The 19459-nt window shown below is 42.7% G+C and carries 17 protein-coding genes and 2 pseudogenes; 6 read left to right on the top strand and 13 right to left on the bottom strand.

Annotation, left to right across the window (positions count from 1 at the left end):
- Positions 1-238: 238 nt before the first annotated feature.
- The 4 genes from bioD to bioB are packed head-to-tail and all read right to left on the bottom strand — an operon-like array spanning position 239 to position 3896.
- Positions 239-934 carry a dethiobiotin synthase gene (gene bioD, locus CWC29_RS07270; protein WP_128728130.1) on the bottom strand — a complete coding sequence of 232 codons (696 nt, stop codon included), beginning with the start codon at positions 932-934 and terminating at the stop codon, positions 239-241.
- Entirely contained in the window at positions 931-1710 is a 780-nt protein-coding gene (locus CWC29_RS07265; protein WP_128728131.1) for a methyltransferase domain-containing protein, read from the bottom strand. The genes bioD and CWC29_RS07265 overlap by 4 nt, the downstream gene beginning before the upstream one ends.
- Positions 1707-2849, bottom strand: a complete 1143-nt coding sequence (locus CWC29_RS07260) for an aminotransferase class I/II-fold pyridoxal phosphate-dependent enzyme (RefSeq protein WP_128728132.1) — start codon at positions 2847-2849, stop codon at positions 1707-1709. The genes CWC29_RS07265 and CWC29_RS07260 overlap by 4 nt, the downstream gene beginning before the upstream one ends.
- Positions 2850-2852: 3 nt before the next feature.
- A complete protein-coding gene (gene bioB, locus CWC29_RS07255) occupies positions 2853-3896 on the bottom strand; it encodes a biotin synthase BioB (protein WP_010379433.1) in 1044 nt (347 codons plus the stop codon).
- Positions 3897-4044: 148 nt separating this feature from the next.
- Here bioB and bioA point away from each other — a divergent pair, with 148 nt between their 5' ends.
- Complete coding sequence (gene bioA, locus CWC29_RS07250; protein ID WP_128728133.1) at positions 4045-5334, top strand: adenosylmethionine--8-amino-7-oxononanoate transaminase; 1290 nt, start codon at positions 4045-4047, stop codon at positions 5332-5334.
- A gap of 188 nt (positions 5335-5522) precedes the next feature.
- Positions 5523-6860, top strand: a complete 1338-nt coding sequence (locus CWC29_RS07245) for a KamA family radical SAM protein (RefSeq protein WP_128728134.1) — start codon at positions 5523-5525, stop codon at positions 6858-6860.
- 475 nt (positions 6861-7335) lie between these two features.
- Here the strand turns inward: CWC29_RS07245 and CWC29_RS07240 are convergent, their stop codons facing one another.
- From CWC29_RS07240 to CWC29_RS07225, 4 genes are all read right to left on the bottom strand, one after another.
- Positions 7336-7689: a hypothetical protein gene (locus CWC29_RS07240; protein WP_138524762.1), complete on the bottom strand. Its 354-nt coding sequence runs from the start codon at positions 7687-7689 to the stop codon at positions 7336-7338.
- A gap of 203 nt (positions 7690-7892) precedes the next feature.
- Positions 7893-8318: a hypothetical protein gene (locus CWC29_RS07235; RefSeq protein WP_128728136.1), complete on the bottom strand. Its 426-nt coding sequence runs from the start codon at positions 8316-8318 to the stop codon at positions 7893-7895.
- A 131-nt stretch (positions 8319-8449) separates the two neighbouring features.
- Positions 8450-8833: a hypothetical protein gene (locus CWC29_RS07230; protein WP_128728137.1), complete on the bottom strand. Its 384-nt coding sequence runs from the start codon at positions 8831-8833 to the stop codon at positions 8450-8452.
- A 209-nt stretch (positions 8834-9042) separates the two neighbouring features.
- Positions 9043-9486, bottom strand: a complete 444-nt coding sequence (locus CWC29_RS07225; RefSeq protein ID WP_128728138.1) for a hypothetical protein — start codon at positions 9484-9486, stop codon at positions 9043-9045.
- 148 nt (positions 9487-9634) lie between these two features.
- Here CWC29_RS07225 and CWC29_RS07220 point away from each other — a divergent pair, with 148 nt between their 5' ends.
- Together CWC29_RS07220 and CWC29_RS07215 are read left to right on the top strand one after the other, a co-directional pair.
- Positions 9635-10606 carry a transposase gene (locus CWC29_RS07220; RefSeq protein ID WP_138524840.1) on the top strand — a complete coding sequence of 324 codons (972 nt, stop codon included), beginning with the start codon at positions 9635-9637 and terminating at the stop codon, positions 10604-10606.
- Between the two features lie 214 nt (positions 10607-10820).
- Positions 10821-11249 (top strand): annotated as a pseudogene (locus CWC29_RS07215) (lysine 2,3-aminomutase); the annotation flags it as partial.
- A 359-nt stretch (positions 11250-11608) separates the two neighbouring features.
- Here CWC29_RS07215 and tnpC read toward each other — a convergent pair.
- From tnpC to CWC29_RS07190, 5 genes and pseudogenes are all read right to left on the bottom strand, one after another.
- Positions 11609-13036, bottom strand: a pseudogene (gene tnpC, locus CWC29_RS07210) (IS66 family transposase); the annotation flags it as partial.
- 80 nt (positions 13037-13116) lie between these two features.
- Entirely contained in the window at positions 13117-13461 is a 345-nt protein-coding gene (gene tnpB / locus CWC29_RS07205) for an IS66 family insertion sequence element accessory protein TnpB (protein ID WP_128728141.1), read from the bottom strand.
- A complete protein-coding gene (gene tnpA / locus CWC29_RS07200; protein ID WP_128728142.1) occupies positions 13458-13760 on the bottom strand; it encodes an IS66 family insertion sequence element accessory protein TnpA in 303 nt (100 codons plus the stop codon). The genes tnpB and tnpA overlap by 4 nt, the downstream gene beginning before the upstream one ends.
- A 257-nt stretch (positions 13761-14017) precedes the next feature.
- Complete coding sequence (locus tag CWC29_RS07195; RefSeq protein ID WP_010606842.1) at positions 14018-14380, bottom strand: hypothetical protein; 363 nt, start codon at positions 14378-14380, stop codon at positions 14018-14020.
- A gap of 113 nt (positions 14381-14493) precedes the next feature.
- On the bottom strand, positions 14494-15846 hold the full coding sequence (locus CWC29_RS07190; RefSeq protein ID WP_128728143.1) for a DUF5336 domain-containing protein: 1353 nt from the start codon (positions 15844-15846) through the stop codon (positions 14494-14496).
- Between the two features lie 130 nt (positions 15847-15976).
- Between CWC29_RS07190 and CWC29_RS07185 the strand changes: the two genes are divergently transcribed.
- Together CWC29_RS07185 and ltrA are read left to right on the top strand one after the other, a co-directional pair.
- Positions 15977-17131: an IS110 family RNA-guided transposase gene (locus CWC29_RS07185; RefSeq protein WP_128725700.1), complete on the top strand. Its 1155-nt coding sequence runs from the start codon at positions 15977-15979 to the stop codon at positions 17129-17131.
- Positions 17132-18050: 919 nt separating this feature from the next.
- Positions 18051-19388: a group II intron reverse transcriptase/maturase gene (gene ltrA, locus CWC29_RS07180; RefSeq protein ID WP_138522546.1), complete on the top strand. Its 1338-nt coding sequence runs from the start codon at positions 18051-18053 to the stop codon at positions 19386-19388.
- The last annotated feature ends 71 nt before the right edge of the window (positions 19389-19459 follow it).

Genomic DNA, 19459 nt, shown 5'->3' with positions numbered 1-19459 from the left:
ATAAGGAATGAGCTAACTCACTGTTTTTTTAATCACCTTAAACTATCTTCTTATCTAGCCAGAGAGTTTTGGAGATAACTCCGCTCTCGCGTCCTGCTACCGCCTAGGTACCTACATCCTTGTAGGCAAGGCAAATTTACGCACCAATAGCTGGCTATTGGAAGTGAATTCAGCGCAGTTAGCGCTAAAACTGGCTGCTAGAAAGGCATTAATTATCCGCAGCTCAGGTTATTTAGTATTAACTGGTACCTGATTTAAGCTCAAACAACTCTAGTAACGCTGAACGAAGCTGTAGCTTTGGTGTGCCCTCACTGTAAGGCGCTGTTGCAAGCAGCGGACAGTCTAGGCGAAGCTTTAAACTTTCAAGGTTTTCTTCAAATACAGACATTTCAGGGTCAATCTGATTTGCTACCCACCCAACCAAATTCAGTCCTTTTTGCTTGATAGATTCTGCCGTTAAGAATGCGTGATTCAAACAGCCTAGCTTCATGCCAACCACTAAAATTACGGGAAGTTGTGCTCTGACGACCCAATCATACAGATATTCATTGTCGTTAATGGGCAATGCCCAGCCACCTGCACCTTCACATAATATATACTCTGCGCCCAGTTGCTGAATTTCACTAAAACACTCGTGTAGCTTATCGACTGTGATGTCAACATTTACCTGCTTGGCTGCAATATGCGGGGCAATTGGTGGTGCAAAACAAAATGGGTTAACTTGCTCGTAAGTACCGTGAACCGTCGCAGCTTCCATTAAACTGATAGCATCCACATTCACTAGTTCACCAAATGCCTCTTCAGCATCTGCTGCAATCGGCTTAAAGCCAAAAGCTTTTTTACCGTGCTTGGCCAACAGTTTTAGTAATAAAGTAGAAATATAGGTTTTACCTACCTCAGTGTCGGTCCCAGTTACAAAATATGCTTGATTCATTTCCTTAACTCCAAAAATCCGACTTGATAACTTACATCAAAACCAGTTTCACTCTCAGGGTAGCTGCTCAGCAGCTGAGCGTAGGCTGATTTGCCTAACAAACCTTGTCGGCGAGAAGCAGTTTTTACATCGTTGGCACCGATGTTTTTTACCGAGCGCAACGCCTTTAATGGCGTGTCATAACTATCTATCAATAACGCTTCATCCGCCCAAGTCACTTCGAATCCGGCCTGTAGCGCAAAAGATTTAAGTGCAGACAGCGAATAAAATGAATTGATATGGCCACACTCATCGATGGCTCGCCATGCGTTATCGATTTCGTTTAACGAGCCGTCTAGCACTGAGCTTAGCAACACTCGTCCTTCTTTTTTTAGTACTTCATACAATTGCGCAAACAACGCTTGTGGGGAATTAGACCACTGAATTGCAAAATTACTAAAGACTAAGTCGATACAATTTGACTGAATAGCGAGTTTATCCATATCACAGCAAACACTATTTGTCGTATTTTCAGCGCTTGCCAACATAGCCAAGCTTAGATCCGCTCCAACATAATGATTCGTGAAGGCGTTTAATCTATGAAAGTTTTCATGTGGCCCGCATCCTAAATCGAGCAACCGAGGAAACATACGCACAGCACCAAGCTCACTATTTTGCTGTGTTAAACGTGAAAAGAGTATATCTGCAGCCTGTTTTTGCACGTTAGCGTGTTGAGAGTACGATTGCGCGGCTTTTGAAAAGCACTTCGCTGTTTGCGTCTTTTGTGCTTTGCTCATGCTCCCTCCACTAAGGCCGAGACTAATGTTTCTATATCCTCTTGACTGTGCTGTGCCGTTATTGTTATTCGCAATCGTGCGGTATTTTGCGGCACAGTTGGTGGCCTAATAGCGCCAACCCAAAGCCCCTTTTCCTTTAGCTTATGTTGCGCCGTTAATACGTTTTCGCTGCTACCATACACAAGAGGCTGTATGGCCGTATCACTTGGAATGAGAGATAAGTTGGTTTGCGCAACTAACGACTTAAAATAGTCGATGTTTACTTGTAATTTGTGTCTCGCTTCAGATGCAGCAAGCAACTTATTCAATTGGCATAGTGCAACGCTTGCCATAATAGGCGACAACGCCGTTGTATAGATAAACTCACGATTAAATTGCGTCATGTAATTTATCACATCATGACTCGCTAATACCGCAGCTCCTTGACAGCCCATCGCTTTGCCAAAAGTGATCACCAAAATTTCAGGTTTAATGCCGCTTTCAATCGTGCCAAGTCCTTGCGCTCCAACAACACCAAACGCATGAGCATCGTCGACCATCAACCACGCAGAATGAGACTGAGCCAGCACACTGATTTCAGATACTGGCGCTTTGTCTCCATCCATAGAAAACACCCCTTCAGTCACGATGAGTTTACTGTCGGCTTTGGTTTTTTCTAATCGAGACCTTAAGTGCGTCAAATCATTGTGATTAAAGCGAACAAACTTAGCGCTGCCCGCTAAACCACCGTCCAACAGGCTGGCGTGGTTGAGCTTGTCTTGGAACACCGCAGCGCTTAATTGCTTTTCTTGGGGCGTGAACAATGCCTTTAACACACTGATATTAGCAGCAAAACCGCTTGGAAATAACAGTGCTGCATCGTAACCCAAAACGCTGCAAAGCTTATCTTCTAGCTGACGGTGAATATCAAGATAACCCGTAACAAGCGCCGAACTTCGGCTTCCGGCTTCAGTGCATGCGAGCGTGTTAAACTCCAACGAGTCTGCAAGCCCTAGGTAATCATTACTAGCAAAGTTAATATATTGCTGATCAGCAATTTTTATTTTACTTGCAGAGGCCTTTTCAACCACAATGCGCTTTCTTAGCAACCCTTCAGCGTGACGGGCTGCTAAAGCAGATTGAATATACTCAAACGACATTGATTAGTTGGCTTCGTAAAATAGCTCTGATGTCGCTTTGTCTGCAATTGCAGAGCTTAACGATGCCTCATAGGCTTCATCCGAATAATCTTCACGTTTTTCAGGGTTCATCCCAAGTTTTCTAATGAGATTCATATCGGCGTCTGCTTCTGGGTTTTCCGTGGTCAATAGCTTATCACCATAGAAAATTGAGTTAGCGCCAGCGAAGAAACACATAGACTGCATCTGTTCATTCATCGCCGTTCTACCTGCAGATAAACGCACGTAACTGTGTGGCATCATGATACGCGCAACCGCGATAGTACGGATAAATTCAAAGTGATCGAGGTCATCAACATTTTCTAGTGGCGTGCCCTTCACTTTAACAAGCATATTAATCGGTACACTTTCTGGTTGTTTTGGCAGGTTTGCTAATTGGATCAGCAAGCCATAACGATCAGATGCCTGCTCTCCCATTCCTACAATACCACCAGAGCACACTTTCATTCCTGCATCTCTTACATGATCAAGGGTATCGAGTCTGTCTTGATACGTTCTTGTCGTGATAATTTGCTCGTAGTATTCAGGTGAGGTGTCCAAATTATGGTTGTAATAATCAAGGCCCGCTTCTCTTAGCGTGTGCGCTTTTTGATTATCCAATTTACCCAAAGTCATACAGGTTTCTAGGCCTAGCTCTTTAACTTCTTTCACCATTTTGGCGATATAAGGCATATCTCTGTCTTTTGGATCAGACCAAGCGGCGCCCATACAAAAACGCGTCGCGCCCTTTTCTTTCGCCAACTTAGCTTGAGTTACAACCTTTTCCACTTCCATCAAACGCTCACGTTCAAGATCCGTTTTGTAATGACCTGACTGTGGGCAGTATTTGCAATCTTCAGGACAGGCACCCGTTTTGATAGACAGCAAAGTGGAGATTTGAACTTCATTGGGATTGAAGTTTTTGCGGTGAATACTTGCTGCATAAAAAAGTAAGTCGTTAAAAGGCATGGTGAACAGTGTTTTTACTTCTTCATGTGTCCAATCGTGTCTTAGCGCGCCTAATTCCATATTTTCATTCTCTTTTTATTCTTGCCTAAATTTACAACACGCGTATTTTCTAGTGATTAAATTTAGCGCAGTCAAACTGACGGTGATTGGCTTAGTCTACTTCTTAGCTTAGTATTGTCAACGTTACATGCGCCCAAAAGGTTTACAAATGAGCAATAAACATACAATTGATATTGAATTTGATCGCAAGCATATATGGCACCCCTATACATCGATGATTGACCCTCTGCCCGTCTATCCAGCCGCAAGAACATTCGAGAACAAAATTGAGCTTGAAACTGGCGAAACTCTCATTGACGGTATGGCATCCTGGTGGAGTGCTGTGCATGGTTATGGTCATCCAGAAATAATCACGGCGATAAAAAATCAAGCGGACACGATGAGCCATGTCATGTTTGGCGGGCTAACTCATCAGCCTGCCGTGGAGTTATGCAAACTACTCGTGGAGCTAACCCCAGCCCCACTTAATCGAGTATTCCTAGCCGACGGCGGCTCAGTCAGTGTTGAAGTTGCAATCAAAATGGCGATCCAATATTGGTTGAGTAAAGGCAAAAAGAAAAAAAACCAAATAATGACAGCCAAAAAAGGCTATCACGGTGATACATTCGCGGCGATGAGCGTTTGCGATCCTGTGAATTCGATGCATGCCATGTACCAAGGTTTTTTACCCGAGCAGGTGTTTGTCGATGCCCCTAGAAGTGAGTTTTACGGCTGCCAAAGTCAAGATGAACTTAACGCCTTAGAAAAAGCATTTGCCGCTCATCATGAAAAGGTCGCGGCATTTATCATTGAACCAATAGTGCAAAATGCAGGCGGCATGAACTTCTACCACCCAGAATATCTCAAGGCGCTTCGAGCGCTATGCGATAAGTATGAGGTGCTACTAATTTTAGATGAAATTGCGACTGGGTTTGGTCGTACAGGTAAAATGTTTGCCTGTGAACATGCAGATATCGCGCCGGACATTATGTGTGTTGGCAAAGCGCTTACTGGCGGAAACATGACGCTTGCGGCCACTTTGACAACAGAGGAAGTGGCTTTGGGTATAAGCCAAGGCGAGGCGAAAGTATTAATGCACGGACCAACTTTTATGGGAAATCCGCTGGCGTGTGCCGCCGCTGTAGCTAGTCTCACAATCTTAAAACGCCAAGAAACAATAGCCAATATTGAACGAGTCGAGAGCGCGCTTAACGCACTCAAGCGCTGTCTTAATCAAAGTGCAGTCACAGATGTCAGAGTCCTTGGAGCGATTGGCGTGGTGGAAGTAGAAAGAGTTGTTGATGTTGCAAAAATCCAAAAATTCTTCATTCAACAAGGTGTATGGATAAGACCTTTTGGCAAGCTAATTTATATTATGCCGCCGTATATCACCTCAAATGAAGATATTGAAACACTCATTGACGCGATTTACGCCGCCATTGAAGGCGAACATTTCTAAAGCACATTAAATCTGGAATTAGGTCTATTTTTTGACCTAATTCCAACAATGTAATCTAAAACGGTGGCGCGTAGTCAGCAAAATTGCGTTATTTTGAACTTTCCTCGCCTTGTACCTGAAATGATATCAATGACATGTTACCATGGTGGCTTTTATCATTAGCAAGTGAGAAAAGAGACATATTATCTATGCAGCAAACCGTCAAATTGCAGCCAGCTGAAGCTTATCAGCCCCCTCGTTTTACTGTTTACCAACACCGTCAAATCGATAAGATTGAGCAATTGGATAAACTACCTGAACACCTTCGCTTTCAAATGAAAGTCGTCGCCAATGTATTCCCTTTTCGCGTTAATAACTTTGTGATTGAAGAGCTCATCGATTGGGATAAAGTGCCTAACGACCCCGTTTTTCAGTTAACTTTCCCACAACGTGGCATGCTAGACGATGAGTCTTACGAGCAAATGGCCGACTTGTTAAGTCGCGAACATACCCCAGAAGAAGTGTTTAACCTCGCAACCAAAATTCGTCAAAAGTTAAACCCGCACCCTGCGGGTCAAATGGAAAAAAATGTTCCTGAGTATGAAGGTGAACGTGTAGACGGGATCCAACACAAATATAAAGAAACAGTGTTGTTTTTCCCGTCTCAAGGACAATACTGCCACTCATATTGCACTTTCTGCTTCCGCTGGGCGCAGTTTGTTGGCAAGGCTACCCGATTTAACAATAACGACGCCGAGCTGCTCCACAACTACTTGGCCGAACACACTGAAGTGACCGATCTATTGATGACTGGTGGCGATCCTATGGTAATGCGCACCGTTAAATTGCGTAAATACCTTGAGGCACTAAAAGAGCCAAGGTTTGACCATATTCGCACCATCAGGATCGGCACTAAATCTCTCACTTTTTGGCCATTTAGATACGTCACCGATCCGGACGCACAAGAGTTGTTAGCCTTACTAAAAGAGCTGGTTGATGCCGGAAAGCATGTGTCAATCATGGCGCACGTTAACCACAAACAAGAACTGCGTACTGAAGTCACACGTGAAGCGATTAAACTTATCCGCAAAACTGGTGCACAGATCAGAACACAAGCACCACTTCTAAATAATATAAATGTAGACGCTGATATGTGGGCTGATATGTGGAAAGAGCAAACGCAGCTTGGCATGATCCCCTACTACATGTTTATCGAGCGTGATACCGGCGCTAAGCGTTACTTTGAAATCCCGTTACACAAAACGTGGGAAACATTCCGTGAAGCTTATAAGCAAGTCTCCGGTGTGAGCCGCACAGTTCGAGGACCATCAATGAGTGCGGGTCCTGGAAAAGTTGAAGTGTCTGGCGTAACAGAAGTCGCAGGCGAAAAGGTGTTTGTGCTGCGCTTTATTCAAGCACGAAACCCAGACTGGGTGCAGCGTCCGTTCTTTGCCAAATTCGACGAAAATGCCCACTGGCTGGATGACTTAAAACCTGCATTTGGGGAAGAAAAATTCTTCTGGCAGGACGAGTACGACGCCATGTAAATGTAAAAACATCAAAAAAGCCAGAAAATTGCTGGCTTTTATTTTACTTGGCGCATTTAATGGATAGGGGCTGGGCTAACTCATTGCTTATAAAATCACAGTAAATTATTTCCTTATCTAGCCAGAGCGTTTTGCGGACAACTGGCTGTTAAAAGCATTAATTTGGATAAGTCTTAATTATACCTATCACGTTTGATTGCTACGGCTTAATCAAATCAGACTATCGCATAAGGGCCAAACTTGGCCGTTCAACAGCAACTTCATATCTTAAACCCAATTGCGATAACGGGCACTCAACCAACTCGTATTAGGACAAAAACGCTTTAGGTCGCCGGCTGTGCAAGGCAAATTTCGCATAAAAATTTCTAAGGGCTAGCACTTTGGTAATGAGGTCGCTTATGCCGCGTAGTTAGTTCCTGTTAACCAATTTGTTATGCATTTTTTAGAGTTGCCACATTATCTCATTTCTTAGCTTTTAAACGACCTCAACCTTGGGGCCTGCAACCACTGCGTAAACAAAGGTCTTACCTTCTACCCGAGTACACTTTATAGCGGCTCTATTATTTGAATAATTCCCACACACAAACTCCCCGTGGGAGCTTTTGACAACCCCGACGAATCCAAGTGATGACAATATTTCTATACTTTTATCCGCGTATTTAGATTCACTTATATCCAGTAATATATGATCAGACCAAATTTGTGGTGGAAATTCCTTTTGTATGGTCACTACTTCGCTAATACTAGGCTCTTGATCAATACTTCTCGGTTGATTAATAGCACAACCTGAAACGATCATTAAGATCGAACTGAAGATAATCCATTTCATATTTACTGACACTCCGTTCATGCATAACGCCTTAATAAACAGCGGGAAATAGCAGACTAAACTAAGCAAAGAATAAGCGCAAGCCTGCTGCTTTGCGTCCACTGTTTAATTAGTTTGTATGGGGTACAACTTAATTCATTAATAGTCGTGGGTGTCTTTATTTTCCTCTAGCGTAGAGCGCTATAATGATTGGCCTTGTTAGATTAACGTGGATCACCTTTTACTCTAGTTACTATTGGCTTATTAACGCCTTTTATAATTTCAACTTTTGATAGATAACTATCTGCAGACCAATCGCAATCCCAAGCAAAATCTTCAAATATTAATTTATTCTCCTCTCCTATAAGTAAGAACACAGGATCATGAGCTCCGCAGCGTCCAGTCGCAATATAACCGGCTGGTTTATGTAAAATTTTGTACACCTTTTCACCCAGCTTACATTCTTTTATAGTCGATTTTATTTTCTTTTTATATTGCGCATATCCTTCTTCACTCCACCCAAAGTAAAGCTGAATCACGTACTTATCCTCGAAACATTTACCCTCCCAGCCACTATAAAACTCGTCAGCAAATGTAAACGAAGAGAAAATAGACAACAGAATAACTAAAAACGAATATGTGTTTCTCACAACTTCTCCTAATTTAAATGAAAATCTAACGCCCAAATATGGGATGTGGATGCGAGAATGGCGAAGCCGCCCGTGTATTTGCGTCCCAGCCCACCCTGACGGGCGACATAATTTGATTGTTATATCTCAATTTAAAAACTTCCACCGACTTTCTTTGAAAATTCTTCTGATTTAGTTTCAATCACATACTTGCCTAAAGTAAGAGCATATCCTTGAACACTAGAGCTCTCTTCCTCTGACGAACCATCGATGGAATACATGCGAAAATCAGTTGGGTCGGTTTTTGATTGCCATATTCCGCCCATCAAGCGTGAGGTACACTCTCCCGTTTTACCTTGCGTTCCCATACAGGCTGAATAGTTTGAACCTTCAAAATAATAACCTGATTCGTCTTGATATTTTGCGATATAGCTACCTTTTTTAACTCCAAAAAACCAAGTAACCATACCTTTTCTCACTTGATAGATATTGTCACTTTCCAAGCCTATAACTCTATTTGGTTGATACTCTGTCAAGTTGTACTTAGATTGGAACGTCGGTATTCATGCACATCTCGTTGCAACAAAAACAACTACAGCCAAAATCCAAAACTTCATGCTTAGCCCCTTTCAACAATGAGATATAACGCCGCAAATAAACGGCTAAAATAATTGGCTAAAATTTGTGAGATACGAACAAAGCCAACTGTTTTTTGTCCGTACTTTTAATTTGCTTTTTTGTTGTATCACAATTTACACAATACATTTTGACTAGTCCCATTACCATACAACTTTAACCTTTCTGTACCACCTGTTTTTTCAAAAAACTCTTGTAATGTAATTTCTTTTTGCTCGTAGCTCATTAGGTGCCATAAACCGTAAAACCCTTTGAACCAAAAGTAATAGAACATAGTTCCGACGACTAATAGTAAATATACAGATTTTCCTGCTTTTTGTTTGTACTTTATGCCACAATAAAAAAACCAAATACAGCTAAATATCGCCAGAATAAAAAATGCAGAGAAAGGTGTTATTACAGTATCAGAGTTACTCCAAATAGAGCTTAGGCAAGTGAAGTCTCTATCTGACACCATTGAGAAAATTAAAGTAATTTTAAAGAAGAAATACAACAACACGGTAATGAAGACGGCATATAAAATACCGCTTTCCCTACACTCTTTCTTATTCACACTTGACCTCACAAAGTAACAAATCGCTGAAACAAATCACTGACACCCACCACCACAACAAATCACTGACACCCACTATTAATTTGCACCTTCCAAATATACCGCCTAAGCTTTAATTCTGCACTCAAAGGATTGAGGAAAACAAATTATGGCGACTGCACGTAAAAGACAAATCAGTTTAACCGACACCAAATATTATCACTGTATCTCCCGTTGCGTAAGGCGCGCCTTTCTGTGCGGTGAAGATAAATTTACCGGAAAATCATACGAACACCGCCGAGATTGGGTTGAAGAAAAACTTCTGATGTTGGGGTCTGTGTTTTGTATTGATATTTGTGCTTATGCGGTGATGAGTAATCACACTCACATTGTTTTATATGTTGATGATAAAAAAGCTAAGCGCCTGTCGGATAAAGCGATTGTGATACGATGGCACAAGTTGTTTAAGGGCAACTGGATAAGCCAAAAGTTTACTGAAGGTGAGCCACTCAATGAGTCGGAGCAGTTGATACTCAATGAGCATGTCGCCAAATACAGAGAAAGGCTCGCAGATATTAGCTGGTTTATGCGAGTACTCAACGAAGATATCGCCCGCCGAGCAAATATAGAAGATAACTGTACAGGCCGGTTTTGGGAAGGACGATTCAAATCCCAAGCACTACTAGACGAGGCTGCATTGGCTGCTTGTCTCGCTTACGTAGACCTAAACCCCATTAGAGCCAAAATTACCGCAACGCCTGAAACCTCAGACTACACCAGCATCAAAAAGCGCATTGACCACGCAAAGCTGGGCAAACAACCAAAAAGCCTATTACGCTTTGCTGGCAGCCCACGAAAACATATGCCAAAAGGCCTGCCTTTTGAACTCAAACCCTATATCGAATTAGTTGAACTCACAGGCCAGTGCATTCGAGCCAACAAGCGAGGCTATATCTTTGAGTCTCAACCCATACTCACTCGATTAAATATAGAGCCTGAGAACTGGATAAAACTTACTACGCAATTTTCTCGGGTATTCCACGGTGCTGTTGGTCGAGAGCGAAAAATAACCGCTTACTGTGAAACATTGCAAAAACGACGACGGACAAACCTAACAAACTGCGAGCGCTTGCTGGCTTAGTAAAACGAACATTTTCAATTCTAGAGTTTCTTGCTGCTGTATTTTCAGCGCTTTGCCGTGCGCGATAACCCTGTTTTAGTGTAGAGATATGCCGAGGCGATAAGAATTAGCCTATCGATAAACGTTTTTGACCAAAATGACTGGAATGTTTAGATACTCTTTTACTTCACTTCCTCAGCTTTGATGCTAATTATGATGGGTGTCATTTGTTTTTCCGCTTTTAAATAATATAAACGTAGACGCTGATATGTGGGCTGACATGTGGAAAGAGCAAACGCAGCTTGGCATGATCCCCTACTACATGTTTATCGAACGAGATACCGGCGCTAAGCGTTACTTTGAAATCCCGTTACACAAAACGTGGGAAACATTCCGTGAAGCTTATAAGCAAGTCTCTGGTGTGAGTCGTACAGTTCGAGGACCATCAATGAGTGCGGGTCCTGGTAAAGTTGAAGTGTCTGGCGTAACCGAAGTCGCAGGCGAAAAGGTGTTTGTACTGCGCTTTATTCAAGCACGAAACCAAGACTGGGTGCAGCGTCCGTTCTTTGCCAAGTTCGACGAAAATGCCCACTGGCTGGATGACTTAAAACCAGCATTTGGCGAAGAGAAGTTTTTCTGGCAGGACGAGTACGACGCCATGTAAATGTAAAAACATCAAAAAAGCTAGCAAACTGCTGGCTTTTATTTTATCTGGCGCATTTAATGGATAAGGGCTGGGCTAACTCATTGCTTATAAAATCACAGTAAATTATTTCCTTATCTAGCCAGAGCGTTTTGCGGATAACTGGCTGTTAAAAGCATTAATTTGGATAAGTCTTAACTGTATCTATCAGGTTTGATTGCTAGGAATTAATCAAATCTGACTGTCGAATAAGGGCCAAATTCGGCGGTTCAACAGCAACTTCATATATTAATCTAATGTAAGCGTGCGGCGAACTACACCTGGAGGCTAACATGCCAAGGCAGTAAACTGTCGATATCGCACTGTGGCTGAGCTAATTAGTTTAAGCAATGCATCACATAGTCGAATGGGGTGTGGCCGTTTGCTCTGGCTGTTTCGATCACGCTATAGAGGGTTGCGCTACTCTCAGCACCACTTGTGGTGAAGCTAAACAGCCAGTTCTTTCGCCCTATGACGAACGGTTTGATGGCCCGCTCGGCCCGGTTGTTGTCTATCTTTAGGTGTCCGTCATCGAGGTAGCGAATGAGTTTCGGCCACTGCCTTAGCGTATAGTGGACGGCCTCGCCCAGCTTCGATTTTGGTACCACCGTTTGTGCTGATTTATCTAACCAGGTTTTAAACTGGGCCAGCAGCGGTGCGCTTTGTTGTACCCGTACAGCCTGCCGCGCCTCTGCGCTTGCTGTTTTGTTTGCAGTTTCAACTCGATATAGTTTTTGGATCTGGTTGAGTGCCCAGTTCGCCTTGCCGGTTTTGCCCTTGGCCTGCGCATCTGCGGCTTCTTTGAACTTGCGTCTTGCGTGCGCCCAGCAGCCAACCAGTGTCGCCTGCGTTTGCTCATAACCCGCATACCCGTCAACTTGCAGATAGCCGTCGTAGCCCTGTAAAAACGCCACAGGACAGCGACCCGCACGACTATTCTGATAGTCGAACAGAGCGATATTGGGGATGCTTGCCTCTGGCGCAGGCGAGTCCATGCCGCTGCAATACAGCCACATGTAACTGGTCTGTTTGTCTTCTTTCACCACCTTAACCGTGGTTTCATCACCATGCAGTACCGGTTGCTGTAGCAACACTTCGTGCAGCCTGTCGTAGAGCGGTTTGAATAAACTGGCGCAGCGTAACATCCAGTCTGCCATAGTTCCTCTTCCCAGCGCGATACCATATTGTTTGAACAGACTTTCCTGCCGATACAGCGGTAAGCCATATTGATATTTACTGGTGATGATCTGGCTTAGTAAGCTGGCTGTGGCAATGCCTTTCGGGATTGGACTCGGTGGTACTGGGGCTTGTTTTATCTCAACCTGAGTGTGCGTTTTTTCACAGTGTCGACAGCTATATTTTGGTCTGACGTGTTCGATGACTTTGACCTGAGCCGAGATAAACTCCAGCTTTTCGCTCACATCCTCGCCCATTTTGTGCAGCTCACCGCCACAGCAATCACACTGTTTATTATCTATGTCATGGACAATCCGCTCACGGGGCAGTTCTTTTGGCAGTGGCTGACGTGTCGGCTTTTTGCGCTGATATTCGATGGTTTCCACGTCTTGCTCAGGTGCTTCTTCAACCAGCGTTTCGGCTTCATTGAACAAGTCAGCTTGCGCGGGGTGTGACTCTTTGCTGGCACCGAAGCGTTTTTGCTGGGCCAGTCTGAATTGTTCTTCGAGGTAGTTATTACGCGCCTGAAGCTGAGCAATGATCTCTTCTTGCTTTGCGAGCTGCTGACGTAATACATCAAGTTCGTTTTGCATGTGTATTACTTTATCAGCTAAGTAACTGTTTTTAAATTAATAGGTTAGATTAATTCGTGTTCTAAAAACCCCTGTTATGATCATACGTTATAACCATAGCTGAGTGGCTTATGTGCGATGACCGATAAGCCCGATAGCAACCATTGCCATTGCTCAGCGCTGAGTGTAACGACGTCATCGTCTTCTTTGTCGGGCCATTTAAACTTGTCTTTTTCAAGGCGCTTGTACCACAAGGCAAAGCCGGTTTTATCCCAGTACAGCACCTTCAGCTTGTCCTTGTTTTTATTACAAAACGCAAACACCTGGCCGTTCATCACAGACTCATCCATTTCTTGCTCAACAATCGCCGCGAGGCCATTGATGGATTTACGAAAGTCTACCGGCTGGCGGTGCAAGTAAACAGCTCCATTGTGCCAGCAGATCATGACAGCGCCCTGAGCAGTGCAGCCAACCACAGAGCATCAGTATTTGATGGCAACAACACCGTACTCTTAGCGTGCTTGAGCTGCAACAACTCAGGCAGAGAAACGGACTCAGATGCAGCGGGCTTAGCGGCAATAAAAGATGACTCAGGTGATTTTTCATTGCGAAGCTTACTTCGGCGATTATAAAAAGACTTGGTACTGAGATTGTGCTGCGTGCAGAAATCACAGACAGACAAACCACTGAGTTCCTGTTGTTCGATAAGTTGCAGCCATTGCTCCGCGGTTTTATGTTTAGGCATATTCAGCTCCGAATTGAGATCAGAGCTGTACTTTATAAGCCGAGCGTATTCAGTAGCTAGGTGGGGTTTAAGCGACGCTTACAATCTAATTGCGATAACGGACACTCGACTGACTCGTATTTGGACAAAACGAGTTGGGAGAACGTCTGTATTAGGTGAGTTTCGCATAAAGACTTCTATGGGCTAACGCCCGCATTTGCGGCTGGTTTGGAGCACAGCGGAAAATCAGTCTGGCAACATGCGCTTGTTAGATGTTTTTAAATCAAATTTTTTGTTGCAAAAACAATTAGCATGATGATGCCCATGATAAATGATCCACCAGCTACTAAATAGGAATTCTGAGCATAAGTCTTAGTATTTTCATTCATCTCAACTTTTTGAATAGCATCACTAATATAAAGCATGGAAAATAGACTGGAGACGATTGAAATAAGGAATGACACCATCACTACTGGAATTAGGTATACCCATTCTGGCTGCGAAAACACTTTAGTTAAAAAGGAAACTAATATCACTAGCGTACCCGTGCTTATAGTTGTCAGGTGCTTCATAACATCATAAAGCAGCCTGTAACCTTCCTCTTCTTGCTTACGTTCTAAAGGTAATTCGTTGTCTGACATAAATCGTTACCTACTATTCATCTAACGCTAAGCTAAGCGGAAAAATACAGTTAGGCTAAATTGTGCGAAGCGCGAGCCAACTGTAATTTTTCCGTTTGAGCGCCTTGTTATATTCATTTTTTAGACACAAAAGTACTTGCAAGGTCTTTTAGTTCTTTGGCTGTTTCGGCTAAACCTTTGCTATCTGCATTCTTAGCAATTTTCGTTGGTAAGGGAGTTTTATAAATTGCATTAACTGAATCCATTATTAACTGGTCTTTATTTTCTTCTTTTTGTAATTGATCAGCATATGAATTTACCGTCAATGCAACCGCAGACTTAAAAGCGTATTCTTCTTGGAAGTTTCGCTCTTTTGTATATTGAGAAATAGCGAATAACAATAGACCTATAGCGGGTAATGCTTTAAGAGAATTAACAAATACTACTTGCCAACCCAATGCATTTAGATCACCGTTTCCGAACAAGAAAAATATCCATGCAATTGTAGCGAAAGCTGTTACAGGAACAGCCCAAGTCCAAAAGGTGATAGAAGATGAAAGCTCGCCTTTTCGTTGTTTAAAGGTTTCAAACAATGAAGCACCGACCTCACGACCAATTAAGTCATCTAAATATTTGTTTCTTTCTTCGAAAAGTGAGGTCTTGGAATTAACTAGTTCTAATTTTTCATCAAAAGAACTTTCCAATGAATCAAATGAGGTGTTTTGTTTTTTAATCGTTTTGATTTGTTCTTCAAGAGTATTGGCAATTTTGTTTAATTCATTTTTTGCTTCTTTATTAATCTCTTCGATTTCTTCCTTTCTGGTATCAGAGCTATCTAATAGTGACTGGATTCTTTCTGATAAAGATGTAGCTGTAGAATGTAATTCTGAAATCTCTGAGTTATGATTTCTTGAGGCGCCCAAAAGCGATTCAATTTCACTAAGCTCTTTTTGCTTTACTTGAGTAAATTGAGATAAATCTTCTTTTGTAGCCTCCAAACTTTTCAGCTGTTCATTATATTTATTCAGAGAGCTTTCTAACTGTTTGCTAACAAGCTCAATTCTTTCACGTTCAGAATTCAAGTTTTCTTCCGAGTGCCTAAAGTACTTTCTTTTTGTTTTTTCCCAAAAACCATTAACTGCTTGATAATGAACTAATCTTGATAAGTGAGATACTGCATTTGGAAACCTATTAGTTTCACTGTAAGCAATGAAATTAGCTAAGTCTGAGTTTAAATCTCCACCACCAAATTCGTTGTGAAATTGATACTGAAATGGAAGCGACTTTAAGAATGAAGTTTTTAGTTCTTCCCTAAATTGATTGAAGACTTTATTGCTAAGTGATAGGAATTCCTTAAGGGTATATTGTCCAATGCACACTTCATTTTCATTTAGTTCTGGAAAAGATGCATTCAGCAGGCTTGTCATATTAAGTTGAAAATACCTATCAACATGTCCTTGTACTTGATTAATTTGATTCTGATTCATAATTCCCTACTTCGATGAATGAATATAGACATAATGACTCCCACACGGTGCTAGCCTCCGCATTTTCGTGGGTTAGCTTAAAGCCAGAGCCATAATTAGTTTGTCAAATAACTAAATAGCAGAGGCTAGCATGACTAAACATAACATACTTTTCATTGGCTTAGATACTCATAAAGAGTTCATTGAAGTTGCCTATATTGAAGACAATCGAGGTGCACAACCCATTCATTTCGGTCGTATTTATTCATCTAAAGTCACTATTAAAAAGCTTATCAGACAATTTGAATCTAAATACCCTAACACTACGCTCCATTTCGTTTATGAGGCTGGCCCCTGCGGTTACTGGATTTATCGGTTAATCACTAGTCTTGGTCATTGCTGCTATGTGGTTGCCCCTTCTCTCATTCCTAAAAAACCTGGCGAGCGTGTAAAAACTGACAAACGTGATGCACTTAAACTAGCTAAATTACTTAAGTCTGAAGACTTAACCCCTATTTATGTACCTGAGCCGGAAGATGAAGCTATTCGTGATTTATCTCGTGCTCGAGAAGTTGCGATGAAAGATTTAAAAGATGCAAAGTACCAGCTAAAAGCAATGCTTCTTCGCAACAACATTAACTATGCTGGCACAGCAAACTGGTCTCTCAAACACTTACGTTGGCTCACAGAGCTGGTATTGCCACATCCTGCACAACAAATCGTTTTACAAGAGTTTATTCAAACCATAAACGAGCGAACTGCACGATTGGAGCGACTCGACAATGAGCTCTCTCATCATGTTTATCAATGGCGTTACTACCCTGTAGTTAAAGCAATCCAAGCTATGCGCGGCGTTCGCTTACTCGTGGCCGCTGGTATTGTCTCTGAGCTTGGTGATTTAACCCGCTTCGACCATCCGCGAAAACTCATGAGTTATCTTGGGCTCGTTCCGAGTGAACACTCGAGTGGTGGTAAAAGGCATATTGGCGCAATTACTAAATGTGGCAATGGTCGTGCAAGGCGCTTATTAGTCGAAGGTGCTCACAGTTACCGTCATGCAGCCAACATATCGACTGAGTTACAAAAACGACAAGAAGGCTTACCAAAGCAACTTATTGATATTGCATGGAAAGCACAATTAAGGCTCTGTAAACGTTATAAAAAGCTTATAAATAAAGGCAAGCATTACAACCTCGTTGTCACCGCCATTGCCCGTGAAATGATTGCTTATATCTGGGCAATCGCAAAACAGGTTGTGCTCTCACCGGTAAATCCCAAATTAAGATTATCCAGAGTACCAGCTTAAAATGAACGAATTAGAGTTAATGTATTGGGTCAAGCATCGGGTGTGGCACAACCACCGACGGCGTTAGGATGGCAATGCAGCTAACGCAGCATTGAACCACGAACATAGACTGAAAACAGGTGCCACGTCGAGTTAAGTAAGGTCTGCTCTGCTCATGAAAATGAGTAACCAACGAATACCAGCAAGAAAACCGACGAAATTACTTGCTTCATCCTAGTGCATTAACTCTCTCTAATTCGAGTTAAGAAATTATGGCTTAAAGTTAAGCAAGGATCAGTGTGTTTAACTTGACAGTGGGAGTCATACCAACGCCCGCGTAATGGGCTGGTTTGGAGCGCCAGCGGAAAACCAGTCCCAATTGACGCGTTTGTGTACGCCCGACATGGGCATTAACTAATGAGGTGAAAGTCCTCTGTAGGAAGATCACCGTTTAAATAACTGATTGTTATTAAAAGATAACTACTAGCGAATGGCAAGTGCAAATCCGCGAGGGTTTGTATGGAGGAAGCCGCTAGCAAAATTGCGAGCTGATGAACAAAAACATCATACTAGGCGTAGGCTGAAGACGAGTTAGCACAAGATAACGAAGTCACGTGATCTAACGGCCACCGTAAATGATGCAGTTGTGCAATGAAAGTTAATGTTCTTATTCGGGGAGAGCTGGATGACATGCGGCCTGCGCTATCGCTGCGGAAAATACCAGTAAGTGGCTGGTCAATCAACCCCTTGGCGTTGCTATTTGGTTGCGAAATAGTCTACGAGCGAAACCACTGCAACACCCACCGATACGCACGCAGCGCAATTTAGAGCAATTTATTTTGTGATTATCCAGCAGTCAGCAGACGGCATAGTAGCCAAACACCCATCGTAATGGATGAGACACGGTGAAGGCCTGAACATTTAACCGAAGGAATACTTCATGTCTTACTTACATAACTATACGCCACAGCCCTGTGGTTCTGATATGCAGCGTAATGCAGTGCAATCAACCTTCAACTTTGATTTATTCGGACACGTTTTATCAAACGATAACCTTCAACGCGCATGGAAGCAGGTTAAAGCCAACAAAGGCGCAGCGGGTGTGGATGGTATGAAAATAGCCCAATTTATCGACTGGGCAAAACAACACTGGCAACAGTGCAAAGCTCAACTCGAAAATGGGACTTATCGTCCTCAGCCGGTCAAACGCGTTGAAATTGATAAACCCGATGGTGGAAAGCGGCAACTCGGAATACCCACCGTGGTCGACCGAGTTATCCAGCAAGCCATTACTCAGGTTTTATCGCCCATCATTGATAACACATTTTCAGATAACAGCTTTGGTTTTCGTCCTAACCGTAACGGCCAACAAGCTGTGAAGCAAGTTCAACAAATCATTAAATCTAAACGCAATATTGCGGTAGATGTCGATTTGTCAAAGTTCTTTGACCGAGTCAATCACGACTTATTGATGCGAAATTTATCACGTCATGTCAAAGATAAACGCTTGATCAAACTCATTGGCCGTTATCTCAGAGCTGGAATTGATGACAATGGCACGCTAATTCCGAGTTTAGAAGGAGTACCGCAAGGCGGCCCTCTTTCTCCTTTATTATCCAACATTATGTTGGATGATTTAGACAAAGAATTGGAGCAACGAGGTCACCAATTTGCCCGTTACGCTGATGATTTTATAATCTTAATAAAATCAAAACGTGCGGGCGAACGTGTACTTGCCAGCGTTACTCGGTTCCTTGAAACTAAACTCAAATTGCTTGTTAACACGGATAAAAGTCAGGTGGTTAAAACCACACAAAGTAAATTCTTAGGGTTTACCTTTAAACGTGGTGCAATCAAATGGCATGACAAAACCCTGCATAAATTTAAGCGACAGGTACGCATTCTAACTAACCGTAATTGGGGCGTGAGCATGCAATATCAGTTGTTTAAATTAAGCCAATATCTAAGCGGATGGATCAATTATTTTGGTATTGCAAACGCATACCAGCAATGTGTTGACCTAGACCACTGGATAAGGCGCAGGATCAGGATGTGCTACTGGCGACAATGGCGAAAACCGAGAACTAAAGTGAGAAACCTGATGAAGCGTGGAGTTCATGTGCAAGCAGCCGTTGCCTGTGGCATCACAAGTAAAGGGCCTTGGCGCAGTTCCAAAACACCCGGTATTCAACAGGCTTTAAGCTTAAATTATCTGAAAAACGAGGGACTATATTCACTCAGAGACGGATGGATAAAAGTGCATTACCCAAACGGGTAATCTGTTAGATGAAACGCCCTGTGCGGACCCGCATGCAGGGTGTTGTGGGGGCTGAGGGCTAGATACCCTCG

The organism is Pseudoalteromonas galatheae, from assembly GCF_005886105.2.
Lineage (GTDB): Bacteria > Pseudomonadota > Gammaproteobacteria > Enterobacterales > Alteromonadaceae > Pseudoalteromonas > Pseudoalteromonas galatheae.
The sequence above is the reverse complement of the archived record's forward strand: the minus strand, read 5'-3'. Positions and strand labels throughout refer to the sequence as shown.